We start from the raw sequence: 16,042 nt of genomic DNA, 5'->3' as shown, positions 1-16,042 counted from the left end.
TCGTCTGCTCCGTGCCGTCAGGCCGCTGCGGCCACAGTGGCCCGTTCCGGCGCCGCTGCCGCCGTCGCATAACGGCTCGCCTTGCGCGGCAAACCAAGGTGGTCGCGCAACGTCGCGCCCGTCAGCGTGCGCTCGTAGCGGCCGCGCTGTTCGAGTTCGGGCACCACATAGCGCACGAAATCGTCGAGGCCTTGCGCCTGTACCGCGAAGCCGAGAATGAAGCCGTCGGCCGCCCCCGCGTCGAGCCAGCGGATCAGCTCGTCCGCGATCTGCGCGGGCGTGCCGATAAAATGCGTGCGCGGCGTCGCCACTTCGAGCGCGACTTCGCGCAGCGTCGAGCCGTTCTTGCGGGCATCGGCCTTGATGCGGTCGGTGGTCGAACGGAAACTGTTGCGGCCGATCTCGCCCAACTCGGGGAACGGCTCGTCGAGCGGGTACTGGGTGAAGTCGTGGTGATCGAAATAGCGGCCCAGATACGCGAGCGCTTCGTCGATCGTCAATAGCTCGCGAATTGCGCGGTATTTTTCTTCCGCTTCTTCCGGCGTCGCGCCGACGATCGGGCTGATACCGGGGAAAATTTTCACATCGTCGCGGCTGCGGCCGTGCTCGACCGCGCTGTCTTTCACACGCTGCGCGAACGCGCGGGTTTCTTCGAGCGACACCGAATGCGTAAACACCGCATCCGCGTATTTGCCGGCGAGCTCAATGCCCGCATCCGACGATCCCGCCTGAAAGATCACCGGCTGTCCCTGCGCCGAGCGCTGAATATTCAGCGGCCCCGCTACCTGGAAGAACTTGCCCGCGTGATTGAGCGTATGCAGCTTGTCGCGCTCGAAAAACACTCCGCTCTCGCGTTCGCGCACGAATGCATCGTCGTCCCAACTATCCCACAGCCCTTGCGCGACGCTCAGGTATTCGTCGGCGATCTCATAGCGCAACGCGTGCTCCGGGTGCGAGCCGCCGTAGTTTTTCGCGGTCCCTTCGAGCGGCGTCGTCACCACGTTCCAGCCGGCCCGGCCGCCACTGATCAGATCGAGCGACGCGAACTGCCGCGCGACCGTAAACGGATCGCTATACGACGTCGATACGGTGCCCGCCAGGCCGATTTTCGACGTAACCGTCGCGAGCGCCGACAGGATCGAGATCGGTTCGAAGCGGTTCAGAAAGTGCGGGATCGATTTTTCGTTGATATACAGGCCGTCCGCGACGAACGCGAACGAAATTCCGAACGCCTCGGCCTTGCGCACCGTATCGACGAGAAACTTCAGGTTCACGCTCGCGTCGGCGGGCCCGGCCGGATGCTTCCACGCATTCATATGGCTGCCGGCGCCTTGCAGCATGATGCCGAAATTGAGTTTGCGAGTACTCATGGGATCGTCCGCGAATCGATGATGGGTCGTTGGGAAAGGTCACGCATACGCGGGCTCGATAGTGCCGCCGAGCAGCTCGACCGAGCGCAGGCGCGCCGGATAGTGTTGCAGCGGCGAATCGATCACGAATTCGTCGATGCCGTAGCGACGGCTCAGCGCGTCCAGCTGCTCGCGCACCTCCCCGGCCGTGCCTTTGACGACGTGCGGACGACGCTCTTCGAGCGTGTAGTCGCTCACGCCCGCTTGCCGCGCGTATTCCTGCGCGGCTTCGACGCTCGGCAGATTCACGCTCTGGCCGCCGGCCAGTTGCAGACGGAAAACCCGCAGCGGTCCGCTGAGCCGCTCCGCTTCGTCGCGTGTAGTTGCGGCGAGCGCGTACAGCGCCAGCAACGGCGCGCGGCCGCTTGCGTCGCGATACGTCTGCACGGTGCGCTCGATATTCGCTTCGTCGCCATTGAAATGGCCGGCGTAGCAGAACTGCCAGCCCTGGCGTGCGGCGAGCGCCGCGCTGTCGGGACTGCCGCCCAGCACGACGCGTTCGAGCGGCGCGGGCGCAATGGGAAACGCGAGCGCGCCCGCCAACGGATGGTCCGCGTCGACGCCGTCGCCGAGAAACGCATCGAGTTGCGCGAGCTGCGTGTCGAAGCCCGGCTTGTTGTGCCGGTCGTGCAGCCATTGCAGTGCCCGCGTGGTCTGCGGCAGTCCGCCCGGCGCCTTGCCGACGCCGAGATCGACGCGGCCCGGCGCGAGCGCCGCGAGCAGCTTGAACGATTCGGCGACCTTGAACGGACTGTAGTGCTGCAACATCACGCCGCCCGAGCCGACCCGGATCCGCGACGTATGCGCGAGCAGATGCGCGACCACCAGTTCCGGTGCGGAACTCGCGAGGCCCGGCGCGCCGTGATGTTCGGCGACCCAGAAGCGTTTGAAGCCGAGCGCTTCGGCGCGCTTCGCGAGCGCGACCGTGAAGCGCAGCGCGTCGGCCGCGCTCGCGCCGGCGGCGATCGGGCTTTTATCCAGTAACGAAAGCGAATAAGTCATGGGATAGCGAATAGGCGAAGAAGGGAGACGACACGCGCTCGCGGGTTCAGGATTTCGGCAGACCCGGCGGATTGGTCGCGGCTTTGTCGATCGCTTCCGAGCCGAGATTCCAGCGCTCCAGCACCGAGCGGTACTGGCCATTGCCGATCAGATCGTTCAGCACGATCGTCACCGGCGCCGCGAGCCCGCTGCCTTTGCGCGTGGTCACCGCGACTTCGGCGGTGCGCGGCCAGCCGCCGCTGACGGTGCCGACCTGGCGGGTCTTGCCGTGCGCGGCCGAGTCGTACGACAGCGCGGCATTGACGCTGAAAATCGCGTCGGCGCGGCCCGATTGCAGCGCGACCGATTTGACCGCGTCGTCGTCGTAGTACTGCACCTGGATCGGCTTCAGTCCGTGCGCGACGTTGTCCTTGTCCCATGCCAGCAGGATCTTTTCCTGATTCGTGCCGGCGTCGGTAATCACGCGAAGGCCCGCCACGTCCTTAGGTTCCCTGATCGATTTGATCGGGCTGTCGGTCTTCACGAAGAAGCCGACCTCATCGCGCCGGTAAGTCGAGAAGTCGAACTTGGCTTTGCGCTCTTCGGTCACCGTGACGTTCGAAATCACCGCGTCGACCTTGCCGGATGCAAGCGCGAGCGGCCAGTCCGGCCACGAAAGAATCACCACGTTCAGTTTGCGGCCCAGGCTGTCCGCGACCAGTTGCGCGAGATCGGGATCGAAGCCGACCACGGTTTTCGCATCGGTCGCGTAGGTGCTGATCGGCGGATGCGCGACCACGATGCCGATCGTCAACGCGTCTTTCGCGACGAACGGAAAGTTCGCGGGCAATGCCTTGGTCGCGGCCACGTCCTGTTGTGCGCGAATCCGGCTGTGCTGTTCAGGGCTCAGATCGAACGAGGTCGCGGCGAACGCGCTGCCGCCCGCATACAACAGCGCGGCCGCCACGAGCGACGACAGTTGCAATACTGCTTTCATGTTTTGGTCCGTTGCAGGGTGGGGAGGGTGAAACGAATGGCTATCTACCGCGCCGCCAGTGTCGCGTCTTGTGCGCGCAGATCGTCGAGCGTGTCGATCCGTTGCGGCGCGAGCAGGTCCTTGCCGTAGCGCAGCTGCACGTGTACTTCCGGCGGCAACGCGGGATCGAACAGGGACGCGTAACCGGTGCGCTCGTAAAGCGCCCACGCTTCAGGCTGTTTGAAGCCGGTGGTCAGATAGATGCGGGTATAGCCCTGTGAGAGAGCGCGCTCTTCGAGCGCCTCCACGACCTGGCGGGCGAGTCCCTGGCGACGCAGATCGTCGCGCGTCCAGATGCGTTTGAGTTCGGCCGTGCGCGCGTCATAGCGCTTGAACGCGCCGCCGCCGACCGTCTCGCCGTCGCGGATCAGCAGTACGAATGCGCCATGCGGCGGCGCGAACAGCTCGGCCGGATAGCGCGCCATTTCCTGCGCGGCGGCCGCGCCGCCATCCTTGCGATACTCCTCGTAGCGGCTCGCGTATTCGAATAGCAGCGCATCAAGCAGCGGCTTGGCGCGCGGATCGTGCGGCGTGGTGTCAACGACGATAGTGCTCATGAACGATCGACTCGAAGTCGGCGGATATTCAGGAGCTCATACGATAGCGTGCGGCCACGTTGCCGCTAACGAAGCAATTTCGCTATGTTTATCTAGTATCGAGATTCGCTGCGATCGTTGCGAAACGTGCTGCGATAGCGGCTTCGAATGACGATGCGATGCCGTGATGGAGGCCGTAGCGAACGGCCGCGCGCAGTGTCTGTTCGATGTGCGATGCGCGCCGCATTGCACTTTTAGCGGGTCACTTCTTCGGCGAGATGGAATAGACAATCGCCGCGCCTGACGAGCGCGGGCACGCGTTTGCAGACCACTTCGCCCGCGCTCTGGAATACGCAGGTCACCGGTTCCTTTAACGGCGTGTCGGGAAAATGAATGCGCGCGGCCGGCTGCCCTTCAATGACCCGTTCGCCCAGTTCGACCAGCGGCTCGAACAGACCATTGTCGTATGCATACACATAGTGACGCGCGCCGGCCACGCGCAGAAAGCGCGTGTCGGCCGGCGGCGCATCCGGCACGAGCGGACCGTGCAATAGTTCGATCGCGCCGAGAAAATGCAACAGGCCGTGGCGCGCCTCGCGCAGCAGCGTTGCATCGACGGTGCCCGCGCCGCCCAGTTCGGCTGTGATCGACAGCGCCCGTTGCCGGCGCGCGGCGCTCGCCGCGTGCACCGGATTCTCCGCATGCACGAACGCGCTCGGCAAACCGAACGCGCGCAATGCGTATTGCAGTCGCCGCCGTTCTTCGTCGTCGCGCGGCTCGATCGCCAGCATATTGTTGCCGCGATACAGCAGCGAACTGCCGCCCGAATGCAGATCGAGCAGATAGTCCGCGCGCGCCAAGAGTCGGTGCTCGATGAAATCGGCGATCACCTGGGTCGGTGTGCCTCGCGGATTGCCGGGAAACTCGCGATTGAGATTACCGCCGTCGAGCGGCGACGTGCGCAAACCGGCCTCGGCGGCCGGCGCATTGGCCATCGGCAGAAGAATCAGCTGGCCGGACACGGTGGCCGGATCGATTTCGCGGATCAGTTGCGAAACGAGAATCTGGCCTTCGTATTCGTCGCCGTGATTGCCCGCCATCACCAGCACGACCGGCCCCGCGCGGTTGCGGATCGACGCGATCGGGATCGGCAGCCAGCCATACGCGGACCGATGCACCGAATGCGGCAAGCGCAGATAGCCGGCGTGCTTGCCGGGCGCGTCGAGGTCGATTTCGCAGCGGATGGGATTCGGGTGGGTCGAGGAGGCTGGTTGGTTCATTGGATGATTCGCGGAAGTTGACGGGCGGGCTGCCGTCCAGTTGTGCAGTATTGCCCCACTGTATTGCCCCACTATTACCCGCTCGGAGCCCGAACCGCAAAGCGCCAAAACTGCTTTGATTCTTACCTTTAATTGGTTAGCCCGCGCGCGAGCATCCGCTACATTCGGAGTCTGACCACACGCAACCATAAGGACAACCGATGTCACTCGCCCGGGGCCTGGCATTCTCCACTCGGCGTCGCCTGCTGAAAGCGGCAGCGGCAGCAGCGGCCGCCGCACTCGCATTCGGCCTGGCCGGCAACGCGCACGCCGCGCCTCTGGGCGAACTGAAACTCGACTACGCGTACTACTCGCCGGAAAGCCTGGTGATCAAACGCAACGGCTGGCTCGAACAGGAGTTCGCCGCCGACCATACCCAGGTCAAATGGATACTGAGCCTCGGCAGCAATCGCGCGCTCGAATACCTGAATAGCGGCGCGATCGACATCGGTTCGACCGCGGGACTGGCCGCGGTACTCGGCAAGGCGAACGGCAACCCGATTCGCGCGGTGTATATCTTCTCGCGCCCGGAATGGACCGCGCTCGTCGTGCGCAAGGATTCGCCGTACAAAACTCTCGCCGATCTGAAGGGCAAGAAGATCGCCGCGACCAAGGGCACCGACCCGTTCCTGTTCACGCTGCGCGCGTTGCACACGGCCGGTCTGTCGCGCGACGACGTCGAGATCGTCAATCTGCAACACCCGGACGGCCGCGTCGCGCTCGCCAACGGCCAGGTCGATGCATGGGCCGGCCTCGATCCGCATATGGCCGCCGCGCAGATCGACGACGGCGCGCGGCTTCTGTACCGCAATGTCGACTTCAACACCTGGGGCTTTCTGAACGCGCGCGAAGACTTTATTCGCGAGCATCCGGAAGCGCTCGCGCGGGTGTTGAAAGTCTACGAAAAAGCCCGCGTATGGATCGCCGCGCATCCGGACGACACCGCGAAGATCGTCGCGGAAGAATCGAAGGTATCGCTGCCGGTCGCGAAGCTGCAACTGAGCCGCAATGATTTCAGCCAGCCGCAACCGGGCCCACGCCAGATCGCCGCGCTGAAAGCCGCCGCGCCGATTCTGGTCGACGAGCAACTGGTGAAGAGCGGCACCAATCTGAACCAGATCATCGATACGCTGATCGACCCGCATATCGCCGGCGCAGCGCTCGCAACCGCCGCCACAAATAACACCGGCAGCACGCAATAACGCATCGAATCGAATCCCCGCGTGGTGTTGCCGCGCGGGTTTCCGTCAAATCATGACAGTCGCAGAAGAATCCGTCGCCCGCCTCGGCCACGCCGACGAACGCACCGGCGAACGCACCGACGAACGCACCGCGGGCAATGCAACCGCACCTGCCCAACCCACGCGCGATCCATTGCGACGCTGGCGCTATGCAGGCCTCGCGCTGCCGTTTGTGTTTCTCGCCGCAATCGAAGCACTGGTGCGCGCGTCAGTGCTGCCCGCGCATCTGGTGCCGGCCCCCAGCTCGATCGCGCAAACGCTGTGGGACCTCGGCGCCGCCCGCCTCGCCCGTCATATCGGCGCAAGCGTGCTGCGCGTGTACGCCGGCTTCGCGCTCGGCGCGGTGTTTGCAGTGCTGATCGGCGCGGCGATGGGTTTGAGCCGGCGCATCGATGCATTGCTCGACCCGGCGTTCCAGGCGTTGCGCGCGATTCCGTCGCTCGCGTGGGTGCCCATTCTGCTGCTGTGGATGGGCATCGACGAAGCGCCCAAAATCACGCTGATAGCAATCGGCGCGTTCTTTCCGGTGCAACTCGCGGTGGTCGCCGGCATCCGGGGCGTCGATCGCAAGCTGATCGAATTTGGCCAATTGAACCGCTTGAGCCGGCGCGCGCTGTTCACCCGTATTCTGCTGCCGGCATCGATGCCGCAGATTTTCACCGGCTTGCGTACCGGATTGAGCCTCGCATGGATGTTCATGGTCGCCGCCGAACTGATCGCGGCGACGCGCGGACTCGGCTATCTGCTCAGCGACGGCCGCGAGACCGGCCGTCCCGATCTGGTGTTCGGTGCGATTCTGCTGCTCGCGCTGCTCGGCAAACTGAGCGACGGCCTGCTGAAAGCGCTGGAAATACACGTGTTGTCGTGGCGCGATGCACACGAAGTATCTGGAGCCGCGCGATGAATCAGGCACTCGCCCCGCTGCTCGAAGTGCGCGCGCTATCGCGGCGCTTCGCCGGCCGCAAGATTTTCGATCAGGTCTCCTTCACGCTCGCACGCGGCGAGATCGTCAGCCTCGTCGGTCCGAGCGGCTGCGGCAAGAGCACATTGTTGCGCGCGCTGGCCGGTCTCGATCATGACACCCAGGGCAGCGTGCTGTTCGAGCGCGAGCCGCTTCGCGAACCGTCGCCGCGGGTCGGCATGATCTTTCAGGAGCCGCGTCTGCTGCCGTGGCTCAGCGTCGCCGATAACATCGCATTCGCCGCCGGCCCGCGCGCGGGCGACGATCCGCGCGTCGCCGCGCTGCTCGCCGAAGTCGGTCTCGCGGGCGTGCACGATGCACTGCCGAAGCAGCTGTCCGGCGGCATGGCGCAGCGCGTTGCGCTCGCGCGCGGTCTGTTCACCGAACCCGATCTGCTGCTGCTCGACGAACCGTTCAGCGCGGTCGACGCGCTCACGCGCGCGCGCCTGCAGCAGTTGCTGCTCACGCTGAAGCAGGCACGCGGCACGACAGTGCTGCTGGTCACGCACGATCTCGACGAAGCGCTGGCGCTGTCCGATCGCGTTCTGCTGCTATCGCCGGCGGGCACGGACGGGCCCAGCCGGATTGCGCGAGAACTGCCGATTACATTGCAGCGGCCGAGAAATCCGCGCGACGCATCGCTGGATGCGCTGCGCGACGTGCTGCTCACAATGTAACGAGGGGTAGCGCGGACGCTATTTCACGACAGCGTTCACACGCGAAAAGGCAACGTCCATTTGCGCTTTGCCGCGCGAGCCGCCGGCGCGCTTCCGGCTTCCGCGCGACGACTCAACAAACGCGTCGCGCCGTATTGCAGCAGCGAACACAACAGCAGATAAACGACGCCGACGAATAGAAAGATCTGCACCGGGTAGATCATTAGCCGGTTATTGACCTGATTGGCGAGAAAAGTAAACTCGGGCACGCCGACGATATACGCAAGCGACGTATCCTTCACCAGCGACACCCACTGATTGACGAACGACGGCGTCATGATCCGGATCGCCTGCGGCAACTGCACGTAGCGTAGCGCCTGCCAGCGCGTCATACCGAGCGAAACCGCCGCCTGCGCCTGCCCCACGCCGACCGCTGCAATTCCCGCCTGCACCGAATGCGACAGATACGCGCCGCCGATCAGCGCGAGCGCGCAGACCACGGTCGCGAGGCCGGGCACGTCGACGTGCAACAGCATCGGCATCAGGAAGAAAGTCCAGAAGATCAGCATCAGCACCGGAATCGCGCGAAAGAAACCGATAAGCGCGGTCAGCGCGAGATGCGCGGCGCCGCGCGTGAGCGACAACGCAATGCCGCCGGCGAGACCGAGCACGGCCGACAGCAGCGCCGACACGAGCGCCAGCGCGACCGTCAACGCGAGGCCGCCGAGCGGTCCATCGGGGAACGTGCCGAGCAGCAGATAGCGCAGCGTCGGCAACCAGTCGAGCGCGCTCATCATTGCCCCGCCTGCCATGCGCGTGCGCTGCCGCGCTGCCAGAGCAGCAGCGCCGCTTCGATCACCGCGATGATCGCGATATACAGCACGGTCGCCGCGCCGAACGCCTGAAAAGTCTTGAACGTCTCGGTATCGACCTGGCGCGATACGTACGACAGTTCCGCGAGACCGATGGTCATTGCCAGCGACGAATTCTTCACGAGGTTCATGTACTGCCCGGCCAGCGGCGGCGTCGCGATGCGGATCGCCTGCGGCAGGATCACGTAGCGGAAGGCGGCGAGAGGCGTCAGCCCCAACGCGGCGGCGGCCTGATGCTGCGCGTCCTTCACGCCGCGCATGCCGGCGCGAAATTCCTCGCCGACGAACGCGGTCGTATAGCAGGTGAGCCCGACCCAGCCGGCGACGAATTCGAACGGCGGCCACGCGATATGCCAGCCCCACAGTGTGAGCGTGTGACCCGCATTGAGCCATTCCATCCAGCTTTGCGGCAGCAACGTCGCCGCGCCGAAATACCAGAACAGCAATTGCACGAGCAATGGCGAATTGCGGAACGCCAGCACGTAGAGCGCCGCGCTTCGCGCGAGAGCGGCGTGGCGCGCATCACGCGCGAGCGCCAGCACGAAACCGGCAAACGTCGCCGCGATGCCCGCGCATGCGGATAACAGCAGCGTCAATAGAAAGCCGTGGGCGATCCAGCCAAGGTACTTCGGTTCCAGCCAACCGTTCATGCCGTTCTTCTGCTCGGATATTTACGTTGCGAAATGAAATGCGGCCCGCCGTGTCGATCCGGCGGGCCGCTCACAAAAGTTCTGATTCGCCGACTCAGCTCTTTTGCGGATCGCCGATCTTGAACAGACGCGGCAGCGGCGCGCGGCTCTCCGGTCCGAACCAGTGGTCATAAATCTTCGCCGCGCTGCCGTCCGCTTCGAGGCTCTTGAGCGTATCGTCGACCGCGTTCAGCAGACGCACTTCGCCTTTCGGCACGCCGACGCCTTCGTAGTCGTTCGAAATCGTGAAAGCGGGAATCTCGTAGTTCGTCTTGTCGGGTATGTTCGCGAGCAGCGCGACCAGTTTCGGGCCGTCCTGAGTGATCGCCTGCACGTTGCCGGCACGCAGCGCGGCGAACGCGAACGGCGTGTCGTCGTACGCGACGATCGTCGCGCCCGGGAATTGCGCGCGCACCTGCTGTTCGTTGGTGGTGCCCTTGTCGGCGCCGACGCGCAGCGTATTGAGCTGCTGCGGCGACTTCAGCACACCCTTCTTCGCGATGAACTGCGTGCCCGACGAAAAATATGGGGTGCTGAAATCGACTTCCTTTTTACGCTCGTCGGTGATCGTGAAGTTCGCGAACACGAGGTCTACCTTGCCGGACTTCAGGAACGCGATCCGGTTAGCCGGATTGGTCGGCTGGATTTCGAGCTTCACGCCGAGCTTGTTCGCCACCGCGCGCGCATAGTCGACGTCGAGCCCGACGATCTGGTTGCTCTTCGCGTCGACGAAACCGAACGGCGCATTGCTGTCGAAGGTGGCCACGCGCAGCACGCCGGCTTTCTTGATGTCGTCGAGACGGTCGGCGTGGGCGGCGCCGGAAAGTGCGAGCAGCAACCCCATGACTGCTGCGCCAGCGATTCTGATCTTCATGATTTGGCCTTGTTTTTGAGTGTGGGCGCGGCGCAATGCATTCAATCGTGCGTTCCGCCGGCGTCATTCGGGACTGTCATTCGGGACTGCGAGACGCGACTGTAGCAACGCGTCGCGCGGCGGCGAACCAATCAATCGTCAGGAGCTATGCGGCATAACTGATATGCGGCGAACGGCGCTCATTGCTTGCCTTTCCACGGCACCAGCCGGCGCTCGAGCGCGCGCATGCCGAGATCGAACAGCCACGCGATCAGACCGATCAGCACGATGCCCATCACGACCACGTCGGTGCGCAGAAAGCCCGATGCGTTCAGCACCATCTGGCCGAGGCCGGCGGTCGCCGCGACCATTTCGGCGGCCACCAGCGTGGTCCAGCCGAAGCCGATCGCGATCCGCAGGCCGGTGAGAATTTCCGGCAGCGCCGCGGGCAACACCACGTGCAGCACCACCTGGCGGAAACTCGCGCCGAGCGACCACGCGGCGTTGACCTGCTCGACGCTCGCGCTGCGCACCCCGGCGCGCGCGGCCATCGCGATCGGCGCGAAGCACGCGAGCCAGATCACGACGATCTTCGCGGTCTCGTCGATGCCGAACCAGATCACGACGAGCGGCAGGTACGCGAGCGGCGGCAGCGGCCGGTAGAACTCCAACGGCGGATCGAGCAAACCGCGCGCGATCCGGCTCACACCCATCAGAATGCCGAGCGGAATCGCGGTGACGGCGGCGAGCAGGAATGCGCCGAACACGCGAAGCGCGCTCCACAACAAATGCTCGGACAACGGCAGGCCGCCTTGCAGACGGCCGTTCCATGCATCGACGAACGCGTGCCAGACCGCTTCCGGTGCGGGCAGGAACAGCGGTGCAAGCCAGTGGAAATGCGTGGCGGTCCACCACAGGATCGCAAACGCGACGACGCAGCCCACGCTGAGCCAAGCGGTCGGCCCTTCGCCGGGCATCCCGCGAAAGGTCTTTCCAGCGCGTACAGCGAAGCGCTTGCCGCGCGGTTGCTTCGCGCTACCACGCGATCCGCGAGCGACGCGCGACGATTCGAGCACGCTCATCAGGCAGCCTCCCGCAAGGTTTCATGCAACCGCCGCGTAAGCCGCTCGCGCCAGCCGATGAAATCCGCCGACGACTTCACCGCGCGCGCGTCGCGGCTCGCCAGATACTCGCGGGCGAACGGCAGGTCGTGAACCTCGGCGATGCGGCCGGGGCCCGGCGTCATCAGCACGAGTCGGGTGGCGAGAAACAGCGCCTCCTCGACGCTATGTGTGATGAAAAACACCGTCTTGTGCGTGCGGTCCCACACGTCGAGCACGAGTTCCTGGATCGTCTCGCGGGTCAACGCGTCGAGCGCGCCCATCGGTTCGTCCATCAGCAGTACTTCGGGATCGCTCGCGAGCGCGCGGGCAATGCCGACCCGCTGCTGCATGCCGCCCGACAGCGCATAGATCTTCGCGTGCGCATGACGTTCGAGCCCGACCAGCGCGAGCGTGCGACGCGCGATCTCCTCGCGCTCGGCGCGCGCGACACCGCGAAAGCGCAAGCCAAGCGCGACGTTGTCGAGCACGTCGAGCCACGGCATCAGCGCATGCTTCTGGAACACCACGCCGCGCTCGGCGCCCGGCCCGGCGATCGGCTCGCCGTTCAGACGCACCTGCCCTTCGCTCGGATCGACGAAGCCGGCGATGCAGTTCAGCAGCGTGGTCTTGCCGCAACCCGACGCGCCGAGCGCGACCACGAATTCGCCGCGCTCGATGCGCAGATCGACACCCGCGAGCGCGGGCTCGGCCGCGCCGTCGTAGGTCACGCGCAGTCCGCGGATGTCGAGCATGCTCATCGCGCGGCCTGCTGCGCGAAGCGCGGATTGACGGCCGTCGAGTAGTCGGGCAGCACGTTCTGGATCGTGCCCTGGGTCTTCAGAAACGCCGCGGTGGCCGCCAGCGATTGCGCGGCGCCCGACTGCTTGCCGCCGCCGAGCCACGTCGGCGATGCCTGTTCGGCCGCGCTCGGGAATGCGTACAGCGCGAGGCTCGCGGGCACGTCGGCGGCCGTTGCGCCGGACTCCTGAGCAACCGCCTGCACCTGCTTCGAGGTCGCGGTCCAGTCTGCCTTGTGATCGCGATACAGCGCGTCGGTGTCGGCGAGCACCTTGACGAGGCCGGCCATGAAAGCGGCGTTGTCGCGCTCGAACTGACGCGACGCGACGAAGCCGTCGAAGGTCGCCTTGCCCGATTGCTTCGCGACGTCGCCGGACGTGATCAGCACCTTGCCGTTCTGCTTGACCTTCGCGAGCACCGGGTCCCAGATATAGGTCGCGTCGATGTTGCCGCGCTGCCACGCGGCGGCCACTTCGGGCGGACGCAGATTGAGGATTTTCACCGTCGCGGGATCGACGCCCGCCTGCTGCAACGCCACCAGCGTGTGGAAATGCGAAGTCGACACATACGGCACGCCGATGGTCTTGCCCTTCAGGTCCGCGAGTCGGCTCACGCCCGAACCGTCGCGCGCGACCAGCGCTTCCGCGTCGTTGATGTTGTCGAGAATCCAGAACAGCGACAGGTCGACACCTTGCGACAGACCCGCCGCAATCGGGCTCGACCCCGCCTCGCCCAGCTGGATCGAGCCGGACGCGAGCGCGCGCACCACGTCGGCGCCGCTGCCGAGCTTGCGGTAGGTGACCTTGTAGCCGGTGGCTTTTTCGACCGCGCCGGTGGCCTGCGCGTAGCGCCACGGCACGACCATGTCCTGATAGCCGATTACGACTTCGCGGCTTTGCGCGTGCGCGGATGAAGCGAACGGCGAAAACGCGGCGACAGCCGCCGAAGCCGCGACGAACGCGACGGCACGCAGCGCGCGGCGGGCGCGCAGCAAGGAAGTATTGAGCGGGAGCATGCGGATGGAATGAGGTTCGGTGAAGGCTCCGACTATAGGGAGTTTTCAGCGGCTTCGTTCCAACGAATCGTGCATTGCTAATGACGGCGCGGCGCGATTGCTCCGCGATGTTCTGTTTTACCGCCGGCTAGCGCTGGGTCGTGCTGGTTCGCGCCGGGTCGTGCTGGTGAGTGCCGGCTCGCTTACCCGCCCGGGCGCCGCGCCGCCATAAACGCCTCGACGTAACGCAACGCCTGTTCGCATTGCTCAGGCGTTAACGCATGAATACTGCCCGGCAGCGGCTCGAAACCGAGTTCGATCGCGACCCAGCGGATCGCCTTGGCGCGCGCCTCGAATGCATTAACGCCGTCGCGCCGCACCTTGCCGGCGACCAGCGGTTCGAGCGCGTCATGCAGATTGCTCTTCGCTTCGCGCAATGCGGCGTCGGCGAGACGGCCGAGCGGCACGTTGTGTTTGCTGCGCGCATATACGCCGATCCACGCCTGACAAGCGGTGCAGATCCACAGCGGCCCCTGGTCGCCGCGATACGGATAGCTGTCGTCGCCATAACGGACGAGCAGCGCGCGGCTGCCGCAATAGTCGCAGGACGGTTGCGGCAGCGCCTTGACGGGTTTGCCTACACGCATCGGGATGCCTCCCGCGCGAACTGGGTGCGCTTCATCGGATAAACGTGGCTTACGTAACACTTGAGTAAGCCAGCAGTTTAATGGAAACGACACGCGGTACCCGGCCGGAAAGGCACAGCCAGCGCGATGCGGATCACGTCAGGCGCCGCGCTGCGCGATCTCCATCACGATTCGACGCCGCTCGGCAAAGCCGGACGCCGAACGCTGCTTGACGAGTTCGACCACGTCGCGCGGCGCGGTCCGCGGGTCCCCGGCGGCAAACGGCGGCGCCGGCGCATATTCGAGTTCGAGCTGGATCGCCTGCGCCTCCTGCTGCCCCGCCAGTTCGGCCGCCACGGTCAAGCCGAAATCGATGCCCGCCGTCACCCCGCCACCGGTAATCAGATTGCCGTCACGCACGACACGCGCCTGGGTCGGAATCGCGCCGAGCGGTTCGAGCAGCGCGTGAAATGCCCAGTGCGTCGTCGCGCGACGGCCGCGCAGCAAACCGGCCGCGCCGAGCAGCAACGCGCCGGTGCACACCGACGTCACATAGCGCGCGCCCGCCGCCTGGCGGCGCACGAAGTCGACGGTCTGCGCGTCCTGCAACAGCGCGGTGACGCCGCTGCCGCCGGGCACGCAGATGACGTCGAGCGCTGGACAGCTTTCGTAAGTCACGTTCGGCGTCAGCACGAGCCCGTTAGTCGACACCACCGGCTCGAGCGTCTTGCCGATCAGGTACGTGGTCGCGCCGGGCACCGATGCGAGCACGTCGTGCGGGCCGGTCAGGTCGAGTTGCTGGACTTGCGGAAACACCAGAAAGCCGATGTGCAGCGTCATAGGGAAACCTTATTTGATGGAGGAATCGGACTGCAACGCCGGTTCTGTTGCAGGTGGACGAATCGATTCTAGGCGCGTAGTCTTTGGCGAGATTGCCAATCATCCCTTGTTTTCTGCCACGCTTGCCGGTGGCGGCATCCCACCTTGCCATGTCTGACGAACCGCGCTCCGTCGTACTGCTCACTTTCCCGAACGTGCAATTGCTCGACGTGAGCGGCCCGTTGCAGGTATTTGCATCCGCCAACGCACTCGCCGCGCAGCGCGGTCTCGCTCCGCTGTATGCGCCGCGCGCGGTCGCGGCCGAAGCCGGACCGGTTACGTCTTCTTCGGGTCTGGCGTTGGTCGCCGGTTCGATTCGTTCGGTGAAAAACCCGCTCGATACGCTGATCGTTCCCGGCGGCTTCGGCGTGAACGACGCGTTGACCGACAGCCGGCTGATCCGTTGGACCCAGCGCCAGGCGACGCGCGCGCGGCGCGTCGCGTCGGTCTGCTCCGGCGCGTTCCTGCTCGCGGAGGCGGGGCTGCTCGACGGCCGGCGCGTGGTCACGCACTGGGCGCGCTGTGACGAGCTCACGCAACGCTATCCGCAACTGCGCGTCGAAGCCGATCCGATCTTTATTCGCGATGGCGCGATCTGGACGTCGGCGGGCGTGACCGCCGGCATCGATCTCGCGCTGGCGCTGCTCGAAGAAGATCACGGCCGCGCGCTCGCGCTCGATGTCGCGCGCGACCTCGTCGTGTTTCTGAAGCGACCCGGCGGGCAGTCGCAGTTCAGCGCGACGCTGTCGCTGCAAAACGCCGACGATCGCTTTGCGCAATTGCACGCGTGGATGGCCGCGCATCTGGCGGCGGATCTGTCGGTGCCCGCGCTGGCGCGGCGCCTGCATATGAGCGAGCGCAGTTTCATGCGCCACTACAAGGCGCAAACCGGGCGCACGCCGGCTCGCGCGGTCGAGCAATTGCGTTTGGAGACCGCGCAACGCTTGCTTAGCGAGACCTCATGGTCGATCAAGCGGATTGCCGCGCGCTGTGGCTTCGGCAGTGAGGAAACGATGCGGTGCAGTTTCGTGCGGCTGTTGAAAGTCGCACCGCAGGTTTACCGGCAGAGGTTTTCGTTGCAGTGAGATG

17 protein-coding genes are annotated in these 16,042 nt (G+C 65.3%); 4 read left to right on the top strand and 13 right to left on the bottom strand.

Annotated elements, in window-relative coordinates:
• Positions 1-17 precede the first annotated feature (17 nt).
• The 5 genes from LJ656_RS26475 to LJ656_RS26455 all read right to left on the bottom strand — a co-directional run bounded on the left by LJ656_RS26475 (position 18) and on the right by LJ656_RS26455 (position 5,242).
• Positions 18-1,370 carry an LLM class flavin-dependent oxidoreductase gene (locus tag LJ656_RS26475; protein WP_230512488.1) on the bottom strand — a complete coding sequence of 451 codons (1,353 nt, stop codon included), beginning with the start codon at positions 1,368-1,370 and terminating at the stop codon, positions 18-20.
• A 39-nt stretch (positions 1,371-1,409) separates the two neighbouring features.
• Entirely contained in the window at positions 1,410-2,411 is a 1,002-nt protein-coding gene (locus tag LJ656_RS26470) for an LLM class flavin-dependent oxidoreductase (protein WP_230512487.1), read from the bottom strand.
• Between the two features lie 46 nt (positions 2,412-2,457).
• Complete coding sequence (locus LJ656_RS26465) at positions 2,458-3,387, bottom strand: ABC transporter substrate-binding protein (protein ID WP_230512486.1); 930 nt, start codon at positions 3,385-3,387, stop codon at positions 2,458-2,460.
• A 44-nt stretch (positions 3,388-3,431) separates the two neighbouring features.
• A complete protein-coding gene (locus LJ656_RS26460) occupies positions 3,432-3,983 on the bottom strand; it encodes a GNAT family N-acetyltransferase (RefSeq protein WP_230512485.1) in 552 nt (183 codons plus the stop codon).
• Between the two features lie 233 nt (positions 3,984-4,216).
• Positions 4,217-5,242: a succinylglutamate desuccinylase/aspartoacylase family protein gene (locus LJ656_RS26455; RefSeq protein WP_230512484.1), complete on the bottom strand. Its 1,026-nt coding sequence runs from the start codon at positions 5,240-5,242 to the stop codon at positions 4,217-4,219.
• A 200-nt stretch (positions 5,243-5,442) separates the two neighbouring features.
• Between LJ656_RS26455 and LJ656_RS26450 the strand changes: the two genes are divergently transcribed.
• The 3 genes from LJ656_RS26450 to LJ656_RS26440 are packed head-to-tail and all read left to right on the top strand — an operon-like array spanning position 5,443 to position 8,160.
• On the top strand, positions 5,443-6,483 hold the full coding sequence (locus LJ656_RS26450) for an aliphatic sulfonate ABC transporter substrate-binding protein (protein WP_230512483.1): 1,041 nt from the start codon (positions 5,443-5,445) through the stop codon (positions 6,481-6,483).
• A 52-nt stretch (positions 6,484-6,535) separates the two neighbouring features.
• Positions 6,536-7,426, top strand: coding sequence for an ABC transporter permease (locus LJ656_RS26445; RefSeq protein ID WP_230512482.1), 891 nt, complete (start codon positions 6,536-6,538; stop codon positions 7,424-7,426).
• A complete protein-coding gene (locus tag LJ656_RS26440) occupies positions 7,423-8,160 on the top strand; it encodes an ABC transporter ATP-binding protein (RefSeq protein ID WP_230512481.1) in 738 nt (245 codons plus the stop codon). Before LJ656_RS26445 ends, LJ656_RS26440 begins: the two co-directional genes overlap by 4 nt.
• Before the next feature lie 35 nt (positions 8,161-8,195).
• Here LJ656_RS26440 and LJ656_RS26435 read toward each other — a convergent pair whose 3' ends face one another.
• The 8 genes from LJ656_RS26435 to LJ656_RS26400 form a co-directional block, all read right to left on the bottom strand.
• Positions 8,196-8,933, bottom strand: a complete 738-nt coding sequence (locus LJ656_RS26435) for an amino acid ABC transporter permease (protein WP_230512581.1) — start codon at positions 8,931-8,933, stop codon at positions 8,196-8,198.
• Positions 8,933-9,661 (bottom strand): amino acid ABC transporter permease, encoded by a 729-nt coding sequence (locus tag LJ656_RS26430; protein WP_230512480.1) that lies wholly within the window; start codon positions 9,659-9,661, stop codon positions 8,933-8,935. The genes LJ656_RS26435 and LJ656_RS26430 overlap by 1 nt, the downstream gene beginning before the upstream one ends.
• 94 nt (positions 9,662-9,755) lie before the next feature.
• A complete protein-coding gene (locus tag LJ656_RS26425; protein WP_230512479.1) occupies positions 9,756-10,574 on the bottom strand; it encodes an ABC transporter substrate-binding protein in 819 nt (272 codons plus the stop codon).
• Positions 10,575-10,753: 179 nt separating this feature from the next.
• Complete coding sequence (locus LJ656_RS26420) at positions 10,754-11,635, bottom strand: ABC transporter permease subunit (RefSeq protein WP_230512478.1); 882 nt, start codon at positions 11,633-11,635, stop codon at positions 10,754-10,756.
• Complete coding sequence (locus LJ656_RS26415; protein ID WP_230512477.1) at positions 11,635-12,414, bottom strand: taurine ABC transporter ATP-binding protein; 780 nt, start codon at positions 12,412-12,414, stop codon at positions 11,635-11,637. Before LJ656_RS26415 ends, LJ656_RS26420 begins: the two co-directional genes overlap by 1 nt.
• Positions 12,411-13,469 carry a taurine ABC transporter substrate-binding protein gene (tauA, locus tag LJ656_RS26410; protein WP_230512476.1) on the bottom strand — a complete coding sequence of 353 codons (1,059 nt, stop codon included), beginning with the start codon at positions 13,467-13,469 and terminating at the stop codon, positions 12,411-12,413. Before tauA ends, LJ656_RS26415 begins: the two co-directional genes overlap by 4 nt.
• A 182-nt stretch (positions 13,470-13,651) precedes the next feature.
• Positions 13,652-14,095 (bottom strand): zinc-finger-containing protein, encoded by a 444-nt coding sequence (locus LJ656_RS26405; protein ID WP_230512475.1) that lies wholly within the window; start codon positions 14,093-14,095, stop codon positions 13,652-13,654.
• Between the two features lie 138 nt (positions 14,096-14,233).
• Positions 14,234-14,914, bottom strand: coding sequence for a DJ-1/PfpI family protein (locus LJ656_RS26400; protein WP_230512474.1), 681 nt, complete (start codon positions 14,912-14,914; stop codon positions 14,234-14,236).
• A gap of 149 nt (positions 14,915-15,063) precedes the next feature.
• Between LJ656_RS26400 and LJ656_RS26395 the strand changes: the two genes are divergently transcribed.
• The gene (locus tag LJ656_RS26395) at positions 15,064-16,038 is read left to right on the top strand and encodes a GlxA family transcriptional regulator (RefSeq protein WP_230512473.1); all 975 of its coding nucleotides are present in this window, start codon (positions 15,064-15,066) and stop codon (positions 16,036-16,038) included.
• Positions 16,039-16,042 lie beyond the last annotated feature (4 nt).

This window comes from Paraburkholderia sejongensis, from assembly GCF_020880815.1.
Taxonomy (GTDB): Bacteria; Pseudomonadota; Gammaproteobacteria; order Burkholderiales; family Burkholderiaceae; genus Paraburkholderia; species Paraburkholderia sejongensis.
The sequence above is the reverse complement of the archived record's forward strand: the minus strand, read 5'-3'. Positions and strand labels throughout refer to the sequence as shown.

What these genes read in the sequence shown, in the direction of transcription:
- LJ656_RS26450 (WP_230512483.1), top strand. Translation starts at nt 5,443, where the DNA reads ATGTCACTCGCCCGGGGCCTGGCATTCTCCACTCGGCGTCGCCTGCTG.
- LJ656_RS26405 (WP_230512475.1), bottom strand. Translation starts at nt 14,095, where the DNA reads ATGCGTGTAGGCAAACCCGTCAAGGCGCTGCCGCAACCGTCCTGCGAC.
- LJ656_RS26415 (WP_230512477.1), bottom strand. Translation starts at nt 12,414, where the DNA reads ATGAGCATGCTCGACATCCGCGGACTGCGCGTGACCTACGACGGCGCG.
- LJ656_RS26440 (WP_230512481.1), top strand. Translation starts at nt 7,423, where the DNA reads ATGAATCAGGCACTCGCCCCGCTGCTCGAAGTGCGCGCGCTATCGCGG.
- LJ656_RS26400 (WP_230512474.1), bottom strand. Translation starts at nt 14,914, where the DNA reads ATGACGCTGCACATCGGCTTTCTGGTGTTTCCGCAAGTCCAGCAACTC.
- LJ656_RS26465 (WP_230512486.1), bottom strand. Translation starts at nt 3,387, where the DNA reads ATGAAAGCAGTATTGCAACTGTCGTCGCTCGTGGCGGCCGCGCTGTTG.
- LJ656_RS26455 (WP_230512484.1), bottom strand. Translation starts at nt 5,242, where the DNA reads ATGAACCAACCAGCCTCCTCGACCCACCCGAATCCCATCCGCTGCGAA.
- tauA (WP_230512476.1), bottom strand. Translation starts at nt 13,469, where the DNA reads ATGCTCCCGCTCAATACTTCCTTGCTGCGCGCCCGCCGCGCGCTGCGT.
- LJ656_RS26445 (WP_230512482.1), top strand. Translation starts at nt 6,536, where the DNA reads ATGACAGTCGCAGAAGAATCCGTCGCCCGCCTCGGCCACGCCGACGAA.
- LJ656_RS26430 (WP_230512480.1), bottom strand. Translation starts at nt 9,661, where the DNA reads ATGAACGGTTGGCTGGAACCGAAGTACCTTGGCTGGATCGCCCACGGC.
- LJ656_RS26475 (WP_230512488.1), bottom strand. Translation starts at nt 1,370, where the DNA reads ATGAGTACTCGCAAACTCAATTTCGGCATCATGCTGCAAGGCGCCGGC.
- LJ656_RS26425 (WP_230512479.1), bottom strand. Translation starts at nt 10,574, where the DNA reads ATGAAGATCAGAATCGCTGGCGCAGCAGTCATGGGGTTGCTGCTCGCA.
- LJ656_RS26420 (WP_230512478.1), bottom strand. Translation starts at nt 11,635, where the DNA reads ATGAGCGTGCTCGAATCGTCGCGCGTCGCTCGCGGATCGCGTGGTAGC.
- LJ656_RS26435 (WP_230512581.1), bottom strand. Translation starts at nt 8,933, where the DNA reads ATGAGCGCGCTCGACTGGTTGCCGACGCTGCGCTATCTGCTGCTCGGC.
- LJ656_RS26470 (WP_230512487.1), bottom strand. Translation starts at nt 2,411, where the DNA reads ATGACTTATTCGCTTTCGTTACTGGATAAAAGCCCGATCGCCGCCGGC.
- LJ656_RS26460 (WP_230512485.1), bottom strand. Translation starts at nt 3,983, where the DNA reads ATGAGCACTATCGTCGTTGACACCACGCCGCACGATCCGCGCGCCAAG.
- LJ656_RS26395 (WP_230512473.1), top strand. Translation starts at nt 15,064, where the DNA reads ATGTCTGACGAACCGCGCTCCGTCGTACTGCTCACTTTCCCGAACGTG.